The sequence below is a fragment of the Isoptericola hypogeus genome, assembly GCF_039531145.1.
In the GTDB taxonomy this organism is placed as follows: Bacteria; Actinomycetota; Actinomycetes; order Actinomycetales; family Cellulomonadaceae; genus Isoptericola; species Isoptericola hypogeus.
This window is the reverse complement of sequence record NZ_BAAAPM010000003.1, coordinates 430,037-445,967: the sequence shown is the minus strand read 5'-3', so window position 1 is coordinate 445,967 and position 15,931 is coordinate 430,037. Positions and strand designations below refer to the sequence as shown.

Here is a 15,931-nt window from a genome sequence, read left to right as displayed (position 1 = left end):
GGCGTCGGCTGCCAGGCTGGCGTCATGGCGACGATCGACCTCAAGAAGACGTACCGGGACCAGTACACCGCCCGGCCGACGCCGTCGCGCGTGACCGTCCCGCCGCGGCCGTACCTGCTCGTCGACGGCGAGGGCGACCCCAACACGGCACCCGCGTACCGCGAGGCCGTCGAGAGCCTGTACCCGCTCGCCTACGCGCTGCGGTCCGCGGTCAAGGACGCCACCGGCGAGGCATTCACCGTGCTGCCGCTCGAGGGGCTGTGGTGGGCCGACGACATGGCCCGCTTCAGCGTCGACGCCAAGGGCGACTGGCGGTGGACGATGATGATCGGCCTGCCCGACGCCGTCGCCGCGGTCGACGCCCCCGAGATCCTGACCCGCGTCTCCCGCGCGAAGCGCCTGCCGGCCGGCGACCGCGTGCGGCTGGAGCCCTACGGCGACGGCGAGGCCGCACAGGTGCTGCACGTCGGCCCGTTCGCCACGGAGCCGCCGACCATCGCGTCCCTGCACGCGTACATCGAGGCCGAGGGGCTCACCCTGACCGGGCGGCACCACGAGGTCTACCTCTCCGACCCGCGCAAGGCCGCGCCGGAGAAGATGCGCACGATCATCCGCCAGCCGGTCGCCCCGGGCTGAGGTCTCGACAGGCTCGACCACCGGCGGTCGAGCCTGTCGAGACCACGCACTCGTGCTGCCAGCTGTGCCAGAGCTTCGCGTAGTCGCCGCCGGCCGCGACGAGCTCGTCGTGCGGGCCGATCTCCGTGATCCGCCCGCCGTCGACGACGGCCACGCGGTCGGCGTCGTGGGCCGTGTGCAGGCGGTGCGCGATCGCGACCACCGTGCGCCCGGTGAGCACGGCGTTCAGCGAGCGTTCGAGGTGCCGGGCGGCGCGCGGGTCGAGGAGCGACGTCGCCTCGTCGAGCACCAGCGTGTGCGGGTCGAGCAGGACGAGGCGTGCGAGCGCCACCTGCTGCGCCTGCGCCGGGCTGAGGGTGAACCCGCCGGAGCCGACCTCGGTCGCGAGCCCGTCCGGCAGGGCCGCGACCCAGTCCCGGGCGTCGACGGCGCCGAGCGCGTCCCAGAGCGCGTCGTCGGACGCCGACGTGTCCGCGAGCCGCAGGTTCTCCGCCAGCGAGCCGACGAAGACGTGGTGCTCCTGCGTCACGAGTGCGACGTGTCCGCGCAGGTCCTCGAGCGGCAGCTCGACGAGCGGCACCCCACCGACGGTCACCGACCCGCCGGTGGGCGGGTGGATGCCGGCGAGCATGCGCCCGAGCGTCGACTTGCCCGCCCCCGACGGCCCGACGACGGCCAGCCGTTCGCCGGGCGCCAGGTCGAGGTCGATGCCGTGCAGCACGTCGTGCCCCTCGCGGTACGCGTACCGGACGGCGTGCGCGCGCACGTCCTCCGACGCCGGCACCGCGGCGCCGGCGACCCGGTCCGGGCCGACCAGCCCGACCCCGACGACGCGCGCCAGCGCGACGGCCGCGACCTGCAGCTCGTCCAGCCAGAACACGAGGTCGAACACCGGGCCGCCCATCTGGTGGCCGTACATGGCGATGGTCGCCACGGTTCCGACGGTCACGAGGTCCTGCGAGACGAGCCAGCCGCCCCACAGGATGACGACGATCGGCGCGATGGCGACGGCCGCGTCGAGCGACGGGATGAGGCGCAGCCGCAGGCCGAGCGTGTACGACTCGGCGTCGAACGCCTCGCGCAGGTCCCGGTCGATCCGGCGGCGGATCCGGGCGCCCAGGTGCAGGGCGTCGGTGGTGCGGGCGCCCTCGACGGCCTCGGTGATCGAGCCGTTGATGGTCGCGTACGCCGCGGACTCCCGCAGGTAGCCCGGCGTGGCCCGCTTGAGGTACCAGCGGGTCGCGACCGCGATGAGCGGCGCCCCCGTCAGGAGCCCGAGCGCGACGAGCGGGGAGGCGAGGAACGACGCGACCAGGGTCAGCACGATCGTCACGACGCACACGAGCACGCGGGGCACGCCGAACCGGACGGCGTGCTGCAGCTTGTTGACGTCGTTCGTGGTGCGGGCCACCAGGTCGCCCGTGCCCGCCTTCTCGACCGTCGACAGCGGCAGCCGCGTGACGGCGTCCATGAACTCCTCGCGGAGGTCGGCGAACACCCGCTCGCCGAACACCATGGACAGCCGCTGGGCGTACCGGGTGATCACGGACTGCGCGAGGACGGCGCCGAGCAGCACCAGCGCGAGCTGGTCGACGGCGCCGATGGTGGTGCCGGCGGCGACCTGGTCGATGATGCGGCCCAGCACGAACGGCCCGACCAGGCCGGCGAGCGCGGCGAGCGTGTGCAGCACGGCGACGCCGCTCAGCTGCCCGCGGTGGCGGCGGAACAGGCGTCCGACGGTCTTGTTGACCTCGGCCCGGTCGGCGATCGGGAGCTGGTTCGGGTTGGCCGCGCTCGGGCGCGCGGCGGCGGGGGCGCTCATCGTGCCGCTCCTTCGAGGTCGTTCTCGTCCTCGGGCATCTTGTCGGTGGCCATGCTGCGGCCGACGACGGCGCGGTAGGCCGCGCCGTGGGCGTCGCGCCGCTCCAGCAGCTGGGCGTGCGTGCCGTGCGCGGCGACCCGGCCGTCGTCGTCGAGCAGGAGCACGTCGTCGAGGTGGTCCAGCACCAGCGGGCTGGCGGTGACGACGAGCGTGGTGCGGCCGCGCCGGACCTCGGCGACGCGCTCGGCGATGCGTGCCTCGGTGTGCGCGTCGACCGCGCTCGTGGGCTCGACGAGCACCAGGACCTCGGGCTCGGTGAGCAGCGCCCGGGCGAGCGCGACGCGCTGGCGCTGGCCGCCCGAGAGCGAGCGGCCCTTCTCGGGCAGCTCGCCGGCGAGCCCGCCGGGCACGCTGTCGAGCACGTCGTGCGCGTCGGCGGTGACCATCGCGGCCAGCAGCTCGGCCTCGGTGGCCCGCCCGCGCGCGTCGAGCTCGGTGCCGAGCACGCCGGAGAACAGGTGCGGCGTGGCCTCGGACACGACGACGCGGTGCCGCAGGTCCTCCTTGTCGAGGTCCGCGAGCAGCACGCCGCCGAGCCGCACCGGGGTGGCGGCCTCGGCGTCGTCGTCGAACCGGCCGAGGCGGGTCGCGACCGCGGCCGACGCGTCCGGGTCGGCGCAGACGAGCCCCACGACACGGCCGGGGCGCAGCACGAGGCCGCTCGCCTCGTCGACGAGTTCGGCCCCCGCCGGGGGCGCGTCGGCGGGCGTGGCCGCGGGCGGCGTCGCCTCGGTGACGCGCAGCACGTCGAGGATCTTGCGCGACGAGATCACGGCCCGGATCACCATCTGCAGCATCTGGGTCGCCATCTGCACCGGCCAGGCGAGGAACGCCGCGTACCCGTAGAACGTCACGAGCTGGCCGCCGGTGATCTCGCCGCGCACGGCGGCCCGCGCCCCGAGCCACAGCACGAGGGCGGCGAGCAGGCCGGGGAGCAGCACCTGCAGGCCGTCCAGGACGGACTGCAGCACCGCCACCCGCACGCCCTGGTGGCGCACCTCCTGCGACTGGCGCGCGTAGCGGCCGGCGAAGACGTCCTCGCCGCCGATGCCGCGCAGGATCCGCAGGCCCGAGACGGTGTCCGAGCCGAGCGACGTGAGCCGGCCCGTGGCCTCGCGCTGCGTCGTCTGGCGGGACTGGAGGGGCTTGACGAGGAGGCCGAGCACCGCGGCGACGACCGGGACGCCCAGGGCCAGGACCAGCCCGAGCCGCAGGTGCTGCGACAGCATGACGACCACGACGACGGCGTACGCCATCGCGCCGCCGGTGAACCGCCCGACCATGGAGTACATGTCGCCGACGCGCAGGGCGTCGTTCGCGACGGCGGCCACGACCTCGCCGGTGGGCAGCTTGCGCGTGATCGCATGCCCGCTGCGCGACGCCTTGTACCCGATGAGCTGGGAGAACGAGAGGGACGCCCGCACCCAGTTCTCCACGTCCCAGACGTGGTTGTAGATCCCGGCGACGACGATCACCGCGGCGGCGAGCAGCATCGCCCCGCACCAGGCGAACAGCGCGGGGCCGAAGCCCTGCTCGAGCCCGTCGTCGATCGCGCGGCCGATCAGCAGCGGTGCTGCCGCCGACGCGAGCATCACGACGACGCCCGCGACGAGGGACTTCGCGAGCACGTCGCGCTGCCGCCACGCCTGCCAGGTCAGGAGCCTGGCGGGGGACGTCAGGGGAGGGTTGCCCACGTCGGGCAGGGGGAGGGGGCGCACGGTCGTCCAGCCTACGGAGGCCCTCCGACACCGGGCCACGGAATAACGGGGCCGTCCGGGAGGCCCGCGATCGGCGCCTACCATGCTGGGGTGAGCACGCCGCAGCAGCCCCCCGCCCCGACCGGCGACACCGCCGGTCACGCCACCGCCGGCCAGGCCACCCCCGAGCAGGCCGCCACCGCGATCCGCAAGGCCCGCGGGGCCATGTCGCGCTACCGGTTCATGGCGATCCTCACCGGCGTGATGCTGCTGATCCTGTGCGTGGAGCTGTTCTTCAAGTACGTCGTCCCGGTCGAGGTCGTCGTCGACTACATGGGCTGGGTCCCGTTCGCGCACGGATGGATCTACGTCGTGTACCTCGTGACGGTGCTGGACCTGTGGGCCAAGATGCGCTGGGGCTTCGGCCGTCTTGCCACGATGGTGTTCGCCGGCGTCGTCCCGGTGATGTCGTTCGTGCTCGAGAAGCGCGTGCACGCCGACGCCGACGCGAAGCTCGCCGCGCTCGCGGACCGGTACGGGGTCGGCGCCTGACCGCGAGCGTCGCCGGTCCGGGAGCATGGGGATCTCTCCCCATGGCCTGACCTGGCACGACGCTGCGGCGACGTGCCAGGCTGTGCGCGCCCGGCCGTGTGCGTCGGGCAACCGCCGACGACTCCTGGAGGACCGTGTACACGCGTGCCCGCTTCACCGCCGCCACCCGACTCACCGCAGCCCTCGCCCTGACCGCAGCCGTCGCCGCCGGATGCTCCGGGGGCGGTGAGGACGCCGGAGCCGCAGCCGAGAGCGCGGGTTCCGCGACGGGCGTCGACGCCCCGGCCGCCGGGACGGCGAACCCCGGCGACGGAGAGATGGCCACCAAGACGACCGCGACGCCGCACGGCGGCGGCGACGCCTGGGGTGGCGAGGTCACCATGACCCTGCGCTCCGTCGAGGTCGCCGACGGCACCATGACGGTGCGCTGGGCGCTGCAGTGGGACGACGACGAGGCGCCCACCGACGCCGGCGCGAGCTACTACGACATGGGGGTCGAGCCGATCACGACGGTGACGGACCGGGAGAACCTCAAGCTCTACCGGCCGTTCTGCACCGAGGGCGCGTGGCAGCCTGACACGGAGAGCGGATCGGACGCCAGCCTCGCGCAGCTCGAGTGCACCCGGTCGATGCTCGTCTCGCCGCTCGACAACGTCGAGTTCGCGTTCCCCAACCACGGCGCGGTCGAGTCGTGGGCCGTGCTGCCCGCGCCCGAGGGGCAGCCGGAGAAGGTCGACGTCGCGCCGGTCGAGGGCCTGCCGATGTTCACCGACGCCACCGTCACCTACACCGACGGAGCGACCGAGTGAGCGTGGCCCGCCGCGTGGTCCCGCTCACCACCGCCCTGGCGCTCCTGATGTCCGGAGCCTCGGCCGGCGTCGCGGCGGCGTCGACCCAGGACCCGTCCGCCGCGCCGTCGTCGGGCGTCGCCGAGCCCGACCCGGAGCTCGTGGAGGAGGCGGACGCCGACCTCGCGGACGACACCGAGCGCATCGAGGCTGCGGAGACGTCCGCAGAGATGGCGGCCGACGCCACGACCGACCTGCGTGCGGCGGACTCGACGTTCGCGCTGCGACCCGAGGACTCGACCACGAGCCTGGAGCGCGAGCGGGAGGACGAGGGCGAGAAGGTCGTCACCCTGACTTCCGACCTGTTGTTCGACTTCGGCAAGGCCACGCTCTCGCCCGACGCGAAGGCCGCCGTCGCGGACCTCGCCACCGAGATCCCGCAGGACGCGACGGTCCGCGTCGACGGGTACACGGACTCGGTCGGGAGCGACGCGTTCAACGCTCGCCTGTCGACGAAGCGCGCGAACGCCGTCGCCGACGTCCTCGCCGCCGAGCGCCCGGACCTCACGCTGACGGTGGCGGGCCACGGCGAGGCGGACCCGGTGGCCGAGAACGAGGCCGGCGGCGCGGACAACCCCGCCGGCCGCGCGCTGAACCGCCGCGTCGAGGTGACGTACCCGACCGCGTAGGACGCCGCGGGGGGCCGCCGGGCGGCGGATAGGATGACCCGGTGACGTCACCCGCCACCGCTCCCGCCACTCCCCGCCCCGTCCTCGTCGTCGACTTCGGCGCCCAGTACGCCCAGCTCATCGCGCGGCGCGTGCGCGAGGCGAAGGTCTACTCGGAGATCGTGCCGCACACGTTCACGACCGAGCAGATGCTCGCCAAGGACCCGGCCGCGATCATCCTGTCGGGCGGCCCGTCGTCGGTGTACGCCGCGGGCGCGCCGTTCGTCGACCCGGCGCTGTTCGACGCCGGCGTGCCGGTGCTCGGCATCTGCTACGGGTTCCAGGCGATGGCCCAGGCGCTGGGCGGCACGGTCGCGCAGACCGGCGCCCGGGAGTACGGCGGCACCGAGGTCGAGGTGTGCTCGGCGGGCGTGCTCCTCGCGGGCACCCCGGCGAACCAGACCACCTGGATGAGCCACGGCGACTCGGTGCACTCCGCGCCCGAGGGCTTCGAGGTCCTCGCCACGTCGTCCGGCTCGCCGGTCGCGGCGTTCGAGGACGCGGGCCGCCGGCTCTACGGCGTGCAGTGGCACCCGGAGGTCAAGCACTCCGCGCACGGGCAGGCCGTGCTGGAGCACTTCCTCTACGAGGGCGCGGGGCTGGCGCCTGACTGGACCCCCGGCAACGTCATCGCCGACCAGGTCGCCGCGATCCGCGCGCAGATCGGCGACGCGCGCGTCATCTGCGCCCTGTCCGGCGGCGTCGACTCCGCCGTGGCCGCCGCGCTGGTCCAGGAGGCCGTCGGCGACCAGCTCACCTGCGTGCACGTGGACCACGGGCTCATGCGCGCGGGCGAGGTCGAGCAGATCGAGAACGACTTCGTCGCCTCGACCGGCGTCAACCTGGTGATCCGCGACGAGAAGGAGCGGTTCCTCGCCGCCCTCGACGGCGTGCGGGACCCGGAGACGAAGCGCAAGATCATCGGCCGCGAGTTCATCCGCGTCTTCGAGGACGCGCAGCGCGACATCGTCGCGGAGGCGGGCGCCCACGGCGAGCAGGTGCGGTTCCTGGTCCAGGGCACGCTGTACCCGGACGTCGTCGAGTCCGGCGGCGGTGAGGGCGCGGCCAACATCAAGAGCCACCACAACGTGGGCGGGCTGCCCGACGACCTGCAGTTCGAGCTGGTCGAGCCGCTGCGCACGCTGTTCAAGGACGAGGTCCGCGCGGTGGGCCGCGAGCTCGGCGTGCCGGAGGAGATCGTCTCCCGCCAGCCGTTCCCCGGCCCGGGCCTGGGCATCCGCATCGTCGGAGAGGTCACGGCCGAGCGCCTCGAGACGCTGCGCAAGGCGGACGCGATCGCGCGCGAGGAGCTGACCAGGGCGGGCCTGGACGGCGAGATCTGGCAGTGCCCGGTGGTGCTGCTCGCCGACGTCCGCTCCGTCGGCGTGCAGGGCGACGGACGCACGTACGGCCACCCGATCGTGCTGCGCCCGGTGTCGTCCGAGGACGCCATGACCGCCGACTGGACGCGCCTGCCCTACGACGTCCTGTCCGTCATCTCGACCCGCATCACCAACGAGGTGAGCGAGGTCAACCGCGTGGTGCTCGACGTGACGAGCAAGCCCCCGGGCACCATCGAGTGGGAGTGACGTCCTGCGGCCCCGCACCCCGGAAGGGAGCGGGGCCGCGGTCGTCTCCGTGTCAGGAGATGCGGAACGAGTTCGCCCGGTCGTTGAAGCTCCCGAGGTAGCTGTCGCGGTCGATGAAGCCGGTGTGCGCGCCGGACTTGGTGTTGCCGTCGTAGAGACGCACGTCGCAGTGGTTGTACGTCTTGACGGACGTGATCCTGTTGGACAGCGCGGTGCCGAGGTTGGCGCCGCCCTCGTTGTCCCCCGTGCCCGACGTGCAGCCCACCCGGTACTTCGGGTTGTAGACCACGACCTGGAAGCCGCCGTAGTCGATGTGCTGGTAGAGCCGGGCCACGACCAGCCCGGTGCCGGGCTTGGCGTCCTTGCAGCCGAACGTGCCGTCGAGGACCGCACAGTAGTAGGTGGTTCGGGCCGCGGCCGCCGAGATCTCGAGGTCCTCGACCATGACCGGCTTCTCGCTCTGCACGGCCTGCACCCGGACGGGCGCGGCCGTGTCGTCCGGCGCTGCCGCGGCGGCGGTGCCACCCATCCCGAGCGAGACCAGGCCCGCGAGGCCGACGACGGCGCCGGCGATCGAAGCCCGGATCGAGCGGTTGCGTGTGGTGGTGCGCATCATTGCTCCTCACGTCTGCCGGCGACCCCCCGCCGCCGGTCATGGTGTGATGAGGCACCTGTCCGGGAGTTGATACGTCCGGGCAGCGATACGCCCGGGCGACCGACGGGCCGCGGTCAGCGGTGCGCCGGGTCAGCGCGCCAGCGTCGCCGCGCGGGCGTAGGCCTCGTCGACGTCCGCGAGGACCCGCGGCCAGGACGTCGCGAGCTCCGCCGTGCGGTTGTGCTCGATGATCGAGTCGAGCAGCGCGGGCTCGGTCACGAGGCGCACCAGCGCGCCCGCCAGCCCGGCGTCGTCGTCGACCAGCAGCGCGTCGCGGCCGTCGACCAGCCGCTCGGCGACACCGGACTGCGACCGGCTCACGACGGCGAGCCCGGCCGCCTGCGCCTCGAGCGCCGCGATCCCGAACGCGTCCTGCACCGCGGGAGCGACGAAGACGTCGGCGCGCACGTACAGCCGCTTGAGCTCGGTGGGGCTCAGCCGGCCGACGAGCCGCACCTGGTCGGCCAGGCCGCGCTCGCGGACGAACCTGCGGGCCTCGGCGAGCTGGGGGCCGTCGCCGCCGATCGTCGCGACGAGGCCGCCGGGCGCCTCGCCGATGGCGGCGGAGATCGCCTCGAGCATCGGCAGCACGCGCTTGCGGGGGGCGAAGCGGGTCGCGGACACGACGTGCACCTCCTGCCCCTCGGCCCGCTCGCCCCGCTCGGTGCGGGGCAGCCGCCACGCCTCGACGTCGATGCCGTTGCCGAGCACCGACACCCGCTCGGCGGCCGCCGTCGCCCCCAGACGGCGCCCGACGACGCGCCGAAGCGGGTCGGCGGTCAGCTCGCTCACGGCCGACCACTGCACCGGCCACGCGGACCAGCGGGTGGCGGCGTCCAGGGCGGCGAACGTGCGCTCCCAGCCGCCCCACACCGAGTGCACCGTCAGCAGCGCGGGCAGCCGCAGCCGCGTCACCGCGCGCAGGGCGAGCTCTACCGTCGGGGCGAGCACGCCCATGTGCAGGTGCACGACGTCGGGCCGGCGGCCGTCCGCCTCCAGGGCGCGCAGCCGGGCGACGACGTGCCGCGTCGAGCGCGGGTGCACGGGGTACCCGCCGGGTACCCGCGCGGCGACCCGGTGCACCACGACGCCGTCCCTGCCGCGCTCGGTCGTGACGCCGTGCGCGCCGGCAGACCCGGGGGTCGTGGTGACGACCTCGACGTCGTGGCCCGCGTCCGCCTGCCGGCGCGCGAGCCGGGCGACCTGCGTCTCGATGCCCCCGAGCAGCGGGAGGTAGGAGTCGGAGACATGGACGATGCGCACCGGAGCATCCTTCCATCCCGGGTCGGCGGCACGACGACCTGCGGGTTCGCCGCGACTCTCGTGGGGCCGCGGGCTACCGTGAGGAACAGCGGGACGCCGTAGCCATGATCCGAGTCGCCTGGAAGGGTGTCGCCACATGTCGAGCACAGTCACCGTCCGGCCCGCCAAGGGAGTCCGCGGGATCGGCCTGTTCTCCATCATCGCCGGCATCGTGCTGATCGTCGCCGGCGTCGTCGTCTGGATCGTCGTGTCCATGACGCTGTCGGCCGAAGAGATCACCGTCTCCGACGACTCGACCTTCATGAACGGCATGTTCGCGGGCGATCACGTCTCCGGCCCGCTGACCGCCTACGCCCAGGCCGACGTCATCGACATGCATGCCACGGAGATGGCGGGGGGCCAGACCTATGCGGAGCTGCCCCAGGACGACCCCATCCGCGACAGCGTCATGGACGCGTCGTTCCTCCGCGCGTCCCTGTTCACGTCGGTCGTCGCGTTCGGGGTGTGTGCCCTGGTCATCGGACTGGGGATCCTGTTCCTGTTCATCGGGGGCGCCCTGCGGCGGCTCGCCGGCGGGCCGCAGGTCGCGGTCGAGACGCCCGGGTACTCCTCGCAGGGGGACCTGTCCACGGCACCCCGGCACGCGGACCCCGAGCCCGCGGCGCCGCCGGCCCAGCCCGCGCCGCCGTCCCGCCCCACGACGCGCCAGGGGCCGGACACGACGACCACCGAGTCGGGCCCGGCCCGGTCGTCGGGGACGGCGCCGTCGTCCACACCACCCCCCGAGCCGCCGGCGTCGACCACCCCGCCGTCGGCCTGACGCGTCACAGTCGCCGGGTACGCAGCACGCAGGTCAGCATCGGGAGCGTGAACTCGCCGAGGGCGGTCTCGGGCCTGCTCCCGAGGTAGGCGCGGATCCGGCCCAGCAGGGCCGCGCGTTCCTGGCCCGGCAGGTCCAGCACCCCGGCGCGCGTCGCGAGGGTCGCGACCAGTGCGTCGGCGGTACGACGCTGCCCGTGCGGGAACATCGCCTGCTCCGCCGAGCCGAACCGGGCGGCCACGCCGGGCCGGGGAAGGTGCGCGTCGGCCGTCTGCCCCGGCCAGCTGCCCCGTGTGTCGCGCGGGCCGACGGCCGCGCTTCCGCCGACCCGCCCGAGCCCGGCGACCCACCCGACCCGGTCGTCCACGACGTTCCACAGGCCGGCCAGGACGCCTCCGGGCGACAGGACCCTGGCGATCTCGGGTCCCGCGACGTCCATGTCGAACCAGTGCATGGCGTTGCCGGCCAGCACGACATCGACAGACGCATCGGGCAGCGGTATCGCCTCCGCGCTTCCCGGCAGGGCGCGGACCTCCGGGAGCGAGCGGTGCAGCTCGGCGAGCATCGCCGGGTCGGGCTCGACCGCGACGACGTCGACACCCAGCGCGACCAGCGTCGCCGCGAGCTTCCCGGTGCCGGCGCCAAGGTCGAGCACCCGCGTGCCGCGCGCGGGCCGGAGTGCCCAGCGCACCGCGTCGTGCGCATAGTCGGGACGGTGCTCGGCGTACGCGGCCGCCGCCGCCCCGAACGACGAGGCATGACGGCGCCGTTCCTCCTGGTCCATGCGGTGACGCTACCGTCGCCGCCGGCGGCCGGACACCCGCCTCACGTCGGGGGCGTGGTCCGACGAGGTCCGACCACCGAGCGCCGATCGGGGATCGTCCTAGCGGGCAGCCGTGCGGCGTCGCCGCCGGACGGCGCTGATCACGGAGCCGACGACCAGCAGGACCCCGGCGGCGGCGAGGAGCACGATCGCCGCCAGCTCGACGTCGATGTACGCGCCCGCGCTGCTGGCCATGAGCCCGACCCCGAACGCCACCACGAGGAACCCCCACACGACGGTGCTGGCCCGCGGCCCGGTGCTGACCGGGGCCTGCACGGCGGCGGCCTGGTCGGCCCACGCGCCGGAGCCGGCAGGTGCCGGCGCGGGCAGCGGTTCCGGCACCGGCAGAGGGTGGGGCGCCGGCAGGGGGTCGGGCGCCGGCAGCGGGTCGGGCGCCGGCAGCGGGTCGGCGAGACGGTCCGGCCGATCGAAGATCGACAGCGGGTCGTCCGGGCCGGCCACGGGGAAGGCCCGGGTCTCGTCCGGCGCCGGCAGCGCCTGCGTCTCGTCCGCGGTGGGCAGGGCCCGCGTCTCGTCCGCTCCGTACGCGGGCAAGGCCTGCGTCTCGTCGGTGTCGTCGGGCCCCTGCGGCGTGGTCCCGTCCGGTGTGGTCTTGTCGTCGCTCATCGGGACTCCTCGATGGTCAGGTTGCCGGCGCGCACGTCGACGTCGAGCAGCAGGCGGGTCTCGCCCGGCGCGGTGACCTCCTGCGAGTCGAACCGGGCGGGGCCGTTGGTGTACGTGTTGACGGATCGCGTCTCGCCGTCGACGCGCCACTCGGCGTTGCCGGCGATGACCTCGATCTCGGCCTCGACGGCCTCGCCGTCGGGGATCAGCACGGTCGCGTTCCCGGCCGAGATCGAGACGGGGACGACGACGGGGTCGCCCACGGTGACGTCGCTGAGGTCGAGCTCGGTGAGGTCGACGGTCGCGTCGCCGAAGCGCACGTGGACGCCGTCCTCGGCCTCGTCCAGGCTGTGCGGGGTGAGCGCGCCGTCGCTGATGACGGCGCCGCCGCTCCCGTCGCCCCTGACCTCGTCCCAGAAGTCCCACTCGCCGGCGCGGCTGCCTGCGAAGGGCCAGGTGACGATCCCCGCGAGGACGGCGAGGATCGCGAGGAACGTCAGGACGCCGCCACGGCGGCCGCGCAGCCCCGTCACGACGATGCCCAGGCCGAGGATGACGATCGAGATCCCCAGCCACGTCGGGAAGAGGGGAGACCCGAGGTCGCCCACACGGTCGGCGGCCACGAGGACCGCCCCGGCCAGGAGCACCAGCCCGAGCACGATGCCCACGGCGCCGGCGCCAGGCCCGCGTCGCACCGGGCGCGGCGGCTTCGGCGGGCGCGGCGCCGGGACCGGTGGCGCCGGCGGAGCGGGGGGCAGGGGAGCGGAGCCGCGGCCGCCGGGAGACGCCGCGCCCGGGTATGCCCCGGTCGCTGCGGTGCCACCGGTCGCGTCCGTGGCTCCGGTCGCGGGCGGCGCGGCGGGCGCAGCCAGGTACGGCGCTGGCGGCGCCGGCGTGAAGGGCTCGGCCGGGAACTGCTCGGTCGAGTAACGCTCGGCCGGGATCTGCCCCACCGGGTACCGCTCGGCCCGGCGCGCGTCGTCCGCGGCGGGGCTCCAGGACGTGGGCCCGCCGGGCGCGCTCGGCCCGCCGGACCAGCCCTGCCCAGACCAGTCCTGCCCGCCCGGCGGCGTGGCGCCGGCTCGCGGCCTGCGGTCGCGGATCAGCTTGACCACGACCCAGACGATCGCGACCCACACGGCGACCCAGATCACCACGCTGATCCACTCGATCCCGAAGCCCCACCAGCCGGGACCGTCGCCCCATGCGATGCCGACGACCAGCGCCACGGCGGCACCCAGCAGGGCGACGTCGAAGTCGCCGCGGATCGCCTGTTGCAGGTGGATCCGCCCGTCGCGCCGCTCGGGAAGGAGGGCCCACGCGATGGCGTAGACGACGATGCCGGCGCCCGTGAGGAAGAAGCTGAGGATCAGCAGGCCGCGCACGAGCAGCGGGTCGAGGCCGAATCGCTCGGCGACGCCGCCGGCGACGCCCCCGACCCAGCGGTCGTCGGACCGGGCGAGGCCCATCCGGCGGATGGAGTCGAAGAAGCCGTCGCCGCTGCGTGGCGGCGACGTGGGGCCGCCGGAGGGCGGGACGTCGCCCCCGGGAGCCGCGGGGCCGGGGCCGGGCTGCGGCCCGGGCGGCTGGGGGAGGTCGTCGGTGCTCATGGCTCCCATGCTGGCAAGCGGAGCACGCCTCCGACATCGGGTGGCGCCCTGAGCCGACCCTGAATCCGGCCCGCGAGGCACCCTGAAACCCGGGATTCCGGGGCCGGGGGCGTCCCCGACGTGCCAGGATCGGGAGGGTGACCACCGATCCTTCCCCGCACCTCCCGCTGCGCCGGCCCCCCAGGGGCCGGCTGCTCGGCGGCGTCGCGGCGGGGCTCGCCGCCCACCTGGGCCTGCCGGTCCTGGCCGTGCGGATCGGGTTCGTCGTGCTCGCGCTCGCGGGCGGCGCCGGCGCGGTCGCCTACGTCTTCTGGTGGGTGACGGTCCCGGCCGGCGACCCGCGCGCCGTCGCCGCCGCGACCGAGCCCACGTCGCTGCAGCGCCTCGCGCCCCGGCTGCGGATGCAGGGCCCGGTGGCGGCCCTGCCGGTGCGGGACGTCCTCATCGGCGCTGCGCTCATCGCCGGCGCCTTCGTGCTGGTCGCGATGCGGGCCGGCTGGGACCTGGGGGCGTCGTGGGTGCTGCCCGTGCTGGTCGCGCTCGGCGGGATGGCGCTCGCCTGGAGCCAGCTCGACGCCGCGCAGCGGGGCCGCTGGGCGGACCGCGCGGGGGGCGACCGTCGCTCGACGTTCGTGCTGCGCCTGGCGGGCGGCGTCGTCCTCGTCATGCTGGGCGTGCTGATGCTCGTCGGCCAGGACGCGCCGGTCCCGGTGCTCCTGCAGGCCGCCGCGGCGTCGCTCGCCGTCCTCGCCGGGGTGGCCCTCATGCTGGCGCCCTGGTGGCTGCGCCTCGTGCGCGAGCTCGGGGACGAGCGCGCCGCCCGCGCCCGGGAGGCCGAGCGCGCCGACATCGCGGCGCACCTGCACGACTCGGTGCTGCAGACCTTGGCCCTCATCCGCTCGCGGGCGGACGACCCGGAGGCCGTCGCGCGGATGGCGCGCGCCCAGGAGCGCGAGCTGCGCGAGTGGCTGTACACCGACCGGACCGAGCCCGGCACGTCGCTCGCCGCCGAGCTGCGTGCCCTCGTCGCCGAGGTCGAGGACGGCCGCGCGGTCGAGGTCGAGACGGTCGTGGTGGGCGACTGCGTCCCCATGGAGGCGACGACGGCGCTGCTGCAGGCGTCGCGCGAGGCGCTGGTGAACGCCGTCGTGCACGGACTACCGCCCGTGACCGTCTACCTCGAGGTGACCGACGACGCCGTCGAGGTCTTCGTCCGCGACCGTGGCGACGGCTTCGAGATGGACGACATCGCGCCCGACCGGTTCGGCGTCCGCGAGTCCATCCTCGGGCGGGTGCACCGTCGCGGCGGCACCGCCGACGTGACGAGCCGCCCCGGCTGGGGCACCGAGGTGCGGCTGCGCATGCCGCGCGACGGACACGCCACGCCGCCCGAGCCCGAACAAGCGCCCGAGCAGGCGCCCGTAGCCGGGGCAGGGTCAGAGCCCGCCCAGCCCATCGACGAAGGAGCCCGCCCGTGACCAGCCCCGACGCCACGCCCGACGCCACACCCGACGCGAGTGCCGCGACGCCGCCCGGCCCGGTGCCGGTCGTCCTGGTCGACGACCACCACATGTTCCGCACCGGCGTCCGCGCGAGCCTCGACGACCGGGTGCGGGTCGTGGGGGAGGCCGCCGACGTCGACCAGGCCGTGGCGGTGGTGCACGAGCACCGCCCGCCCGTGGTGCTGCTCGACGTGCACCTGCCGGGCGGCAACGGCGGGGGCGGGGCCGAGGTCGTGCGGCGGTGCGCCGACCTGCTCGGCGACACGCGTTTCCTCGCGCTGTCGGTGTCGGACGCCGCGGAGGACGTGGTCGCGGTCATCCGCGCCGGCGCGCGGGGTTACGTCACGAAGAACATCTCGGCGAAGGACCTGTCCGGCGCGGTGGTGCGGGTCGCGGGCGGCGACGCCGTGTTCTCGCCGCGGCTGGCGGGGTTCGTGCTCGACGCCTTCGGCACCGCCGCGGGCGACGTCGCCGTGGCCGACGACGAGCTGGACCGCCTGTCCAAGCGCGAGCAGGAGGTCATGCGGCTCATCGCCCGCGGCTACTCCTACCGCGAGGTCGCGTCGGAGCTGTTCATCTCCATCAAGACGGTCGAGACCCACGTGTCGGCGGTGCTGCGCAAGCTGCAGCTCTCCAGCCGCTACGAGCTGACCCGCTGGGCGGCGGCGCGCCGCCTGCTGTGACCGCGGCCCGGGCCCGTCAACTGGTCCGAGAAAGTATTCGACGACGATGTCGAGAACCCGGGTCCCGTTCCGTCCC

Annotated in this window: 15 protein-coding genes; 8 read left to right on the top strand and 7 right to left on the bottom strand. The window is 74.8% G+C overall.

The features are described from left to right. Window positions 1-24 precede the first annotated feature (24 nt). Entirely contained in the window at window positions 25-636 is a 612-nt protein-coding gene (locus ABD254_RS04345; protein WP_344246014.1) for a GyrI-like domain-containing protein, read from the top strand. On the opposite strand, the gene ABD254_RS04340 is transcribed toward ABD254_RS04345, so the two are convergent. Then, window positions 608-2,458, bottom strand: coding sequence for an ABC transporter ATP-binding protein (locus ABD254_RS04340; protein WP_344246012.1), 1,851 nt, complete (start codon window positions 2,456-2,458; stop codon window positions 608-610). The two genes, ABD254_RS04345 and ABD254_RS04340, sit on opposite strands and share 29 nt — an antisense overlap. Next, the gene (locus ABD254_RS04335) at window positions 2,455-4,236 is read right to left on the bottom strand and encodes an ABC transporter ATP-binding protein (RefSeq protein WP_344246010.1); all 1,782 of its coding nucleotides are present in this window, start codon (window positions 4,234-4,236) and stop codon (window positions 2,455-2,457) included. Before ABD254_RS04335 ends, ABD254_RS04340 begins: the two co-directional genes overlap by 4 nt. Before the next feature lie 90 nt (window positions 4,237-4,326). Here ABD254_RS04335 and ABD254_RS04330 point away from each other — a divergent pair, with 90 nt between their 5' ends. The 4 genes from ABD254_RS04330 to guaA all read left to right on the top strand — a co-directional run bounded on the left by ABD254_RS04330 (window position 4,327) and on the right by guaA (window position 7,872). After that, window positions 4,327-4,767, top strand: coding sequence for a DUF3817 domain-containing protein (locus ABD254_RS04330; protein ID WP_344246008.1), 441 nt, complete (start codon window positions 4,327-4,329; stop codon window positions 4,765-4,767). A gap of 134 nt (window positions 4,768-4,901) precedes the next feature. After that, the gene (locus ABD254_RS04325; RefSeq protein WP_344246006.1) at window positions 4,902-5,576 is read left to right on the top strand and encodes a hypothetical protein; all 675 of its coding nucleotides are present in this window, start codon (window positions 4,902-4,904) and stop codon (window positions 5,574-5,576) included. A gap of 2 nt (window positions 5,577-5,578) precedes the next feature. Beyond that, the gene (locus ABD254_RS04320) at window positions 5,579-6,244 is read left to right on the top strand and encodes an OmpA family protein (protein ID WP_344246004.1); all 666 of its coding nucleotides are present in this window, start codon (window positions 5,579-5,581) and stop codon (window positions 6,242-6,244) included. Between the two features lie 41 nt (window positions 6,245-6,285). Further along, complete coding sequence (gene guaA / locus ABD254_RS04315) at window positions 6,286-7,872, top strand: glutamine-hydrolyzing GMP synthase (protein ID WP_344246002.1); 1,587 nt, start codon at window positions 6,286-6,288, stop codon at window positions 7,870-7,872. Between the two features lie 52 nt (window positions 7,873-7,924). Here guaA and ABD254_RS04310 read toward each other — a convergent pair whose 3' ends face one another. Next, window positions 7,925-8,485 carry a hypothetical protein gene (locus ABD254_RS04310; protein ID WP_344246000.1) on the bottom strand — a complete coding sequence of 187 codons (561 nt, stop codon included), beginning with the start codon at window positions 8,483-8,485 and terminating at the stop codon, window positions 7,925-7,927. Window positions 8,486-8,617: 132 nt separating this feature from the next. Beyond that, window positions 8,618-9,790 (bottom strand): glycosyltransferase family 4 protein, encoded by a 1,173-nt coding sequence (locus ABD254_RS04305; protein ID WP_344245998.1) that lies wholly within the window; start codon window positions 9,788-9,790, stop codon window positions 8,618-8,620. A gap of 136 nt (window positions 9,791-9,926) precedes the next feature. Here ABD254_RS04305 and ABD254_RS04300 point away from each other — a divergent pair, with 136 nt between their 5' ends. After that, a complete protein-coding gene (locus ABD254_RS04300; protein WP_344245996.1) occupies window positions 9,927-10,610 on the top strand; it encodes a hypothetical protein in 684 nt (227 codons plus the stop codon). Between the two features lie 4 nt (window positions 10,611-10,614). Here ABD254_RS04300 and ABD254_RS04295 read toward each other — a convergent pair whose 3' ends face one another. The 3 genes from ABD254_RS04295 to ABD254_RS04285 form a co-directional block, all read right to left on the bottom strand. Next, complete coding sequence (locus ABD254_RS04295; RefSeq protein WP_344245994.1) at window positions 10,615-11,394, bottom strand: class I SAM-dependent methyltransferase; 780 nt, start codon at window positions 11,392-11,394, stop codon at window positions 10,615-10,617. A 99-nt stretch (window positions 11,395-11,493) separates the two neighbouring features. After that, a complete protein-coding gene (locus tag ABD254_RS04290; RefSeq protein WP_344245993.1) occupies window positions 11,494-12,060 on the bottom strand; it encodes a hypothetical protein in 567 nt (188 codons plus the stop codon). After that, complete coding sequence (locus ABD254_RS04285) at window positions 12,057-13,670, bottom strand: PspC domain-containing protein (protein ID WP_344245991.1); 1,614 nt, start codon at window positions 13,668-13,670, stop codon at window positions 12,057-12,059. The genes ABD254_RS04290 and ABD254_RS04285 overlap by 4 nt, the downstream gene beginning before the upstream one ends. Window positions 13,671-13,807: 137 nt before the next feature. Here ABD254_RS04285 and ABD254_RS04280 point away from each other — a divergent pair, with 137 nt between their 5' ends. Further along, a complete protein-coding gene (locus ABD254_RS04280; RefSeq protein ID WP_344245989.1) occupies window positions 13,808-15,148 on the top strand; it encodes a PspC domain-containing protein in 1,341 nt (446 codons plus the stop codon). Window positions 15,149-15,210: 62 nt separating this feature from the next. Then, the gene (locus tag ABD254_RS04275) at window positions 15,211-15,855 is read left to right on the top strand and encodes a LuxR C-terminal-related transcriptional regulator (protein WP_425553726.1); all 645 of its coding nucleotides are present in this window, start codon (window positions 15,211-15,213) and stop codon (window positions 15,853-15,855) included. The last annotated feature ends 76 nt before the right edge of the window (window positions 15,856-15,931 follow it).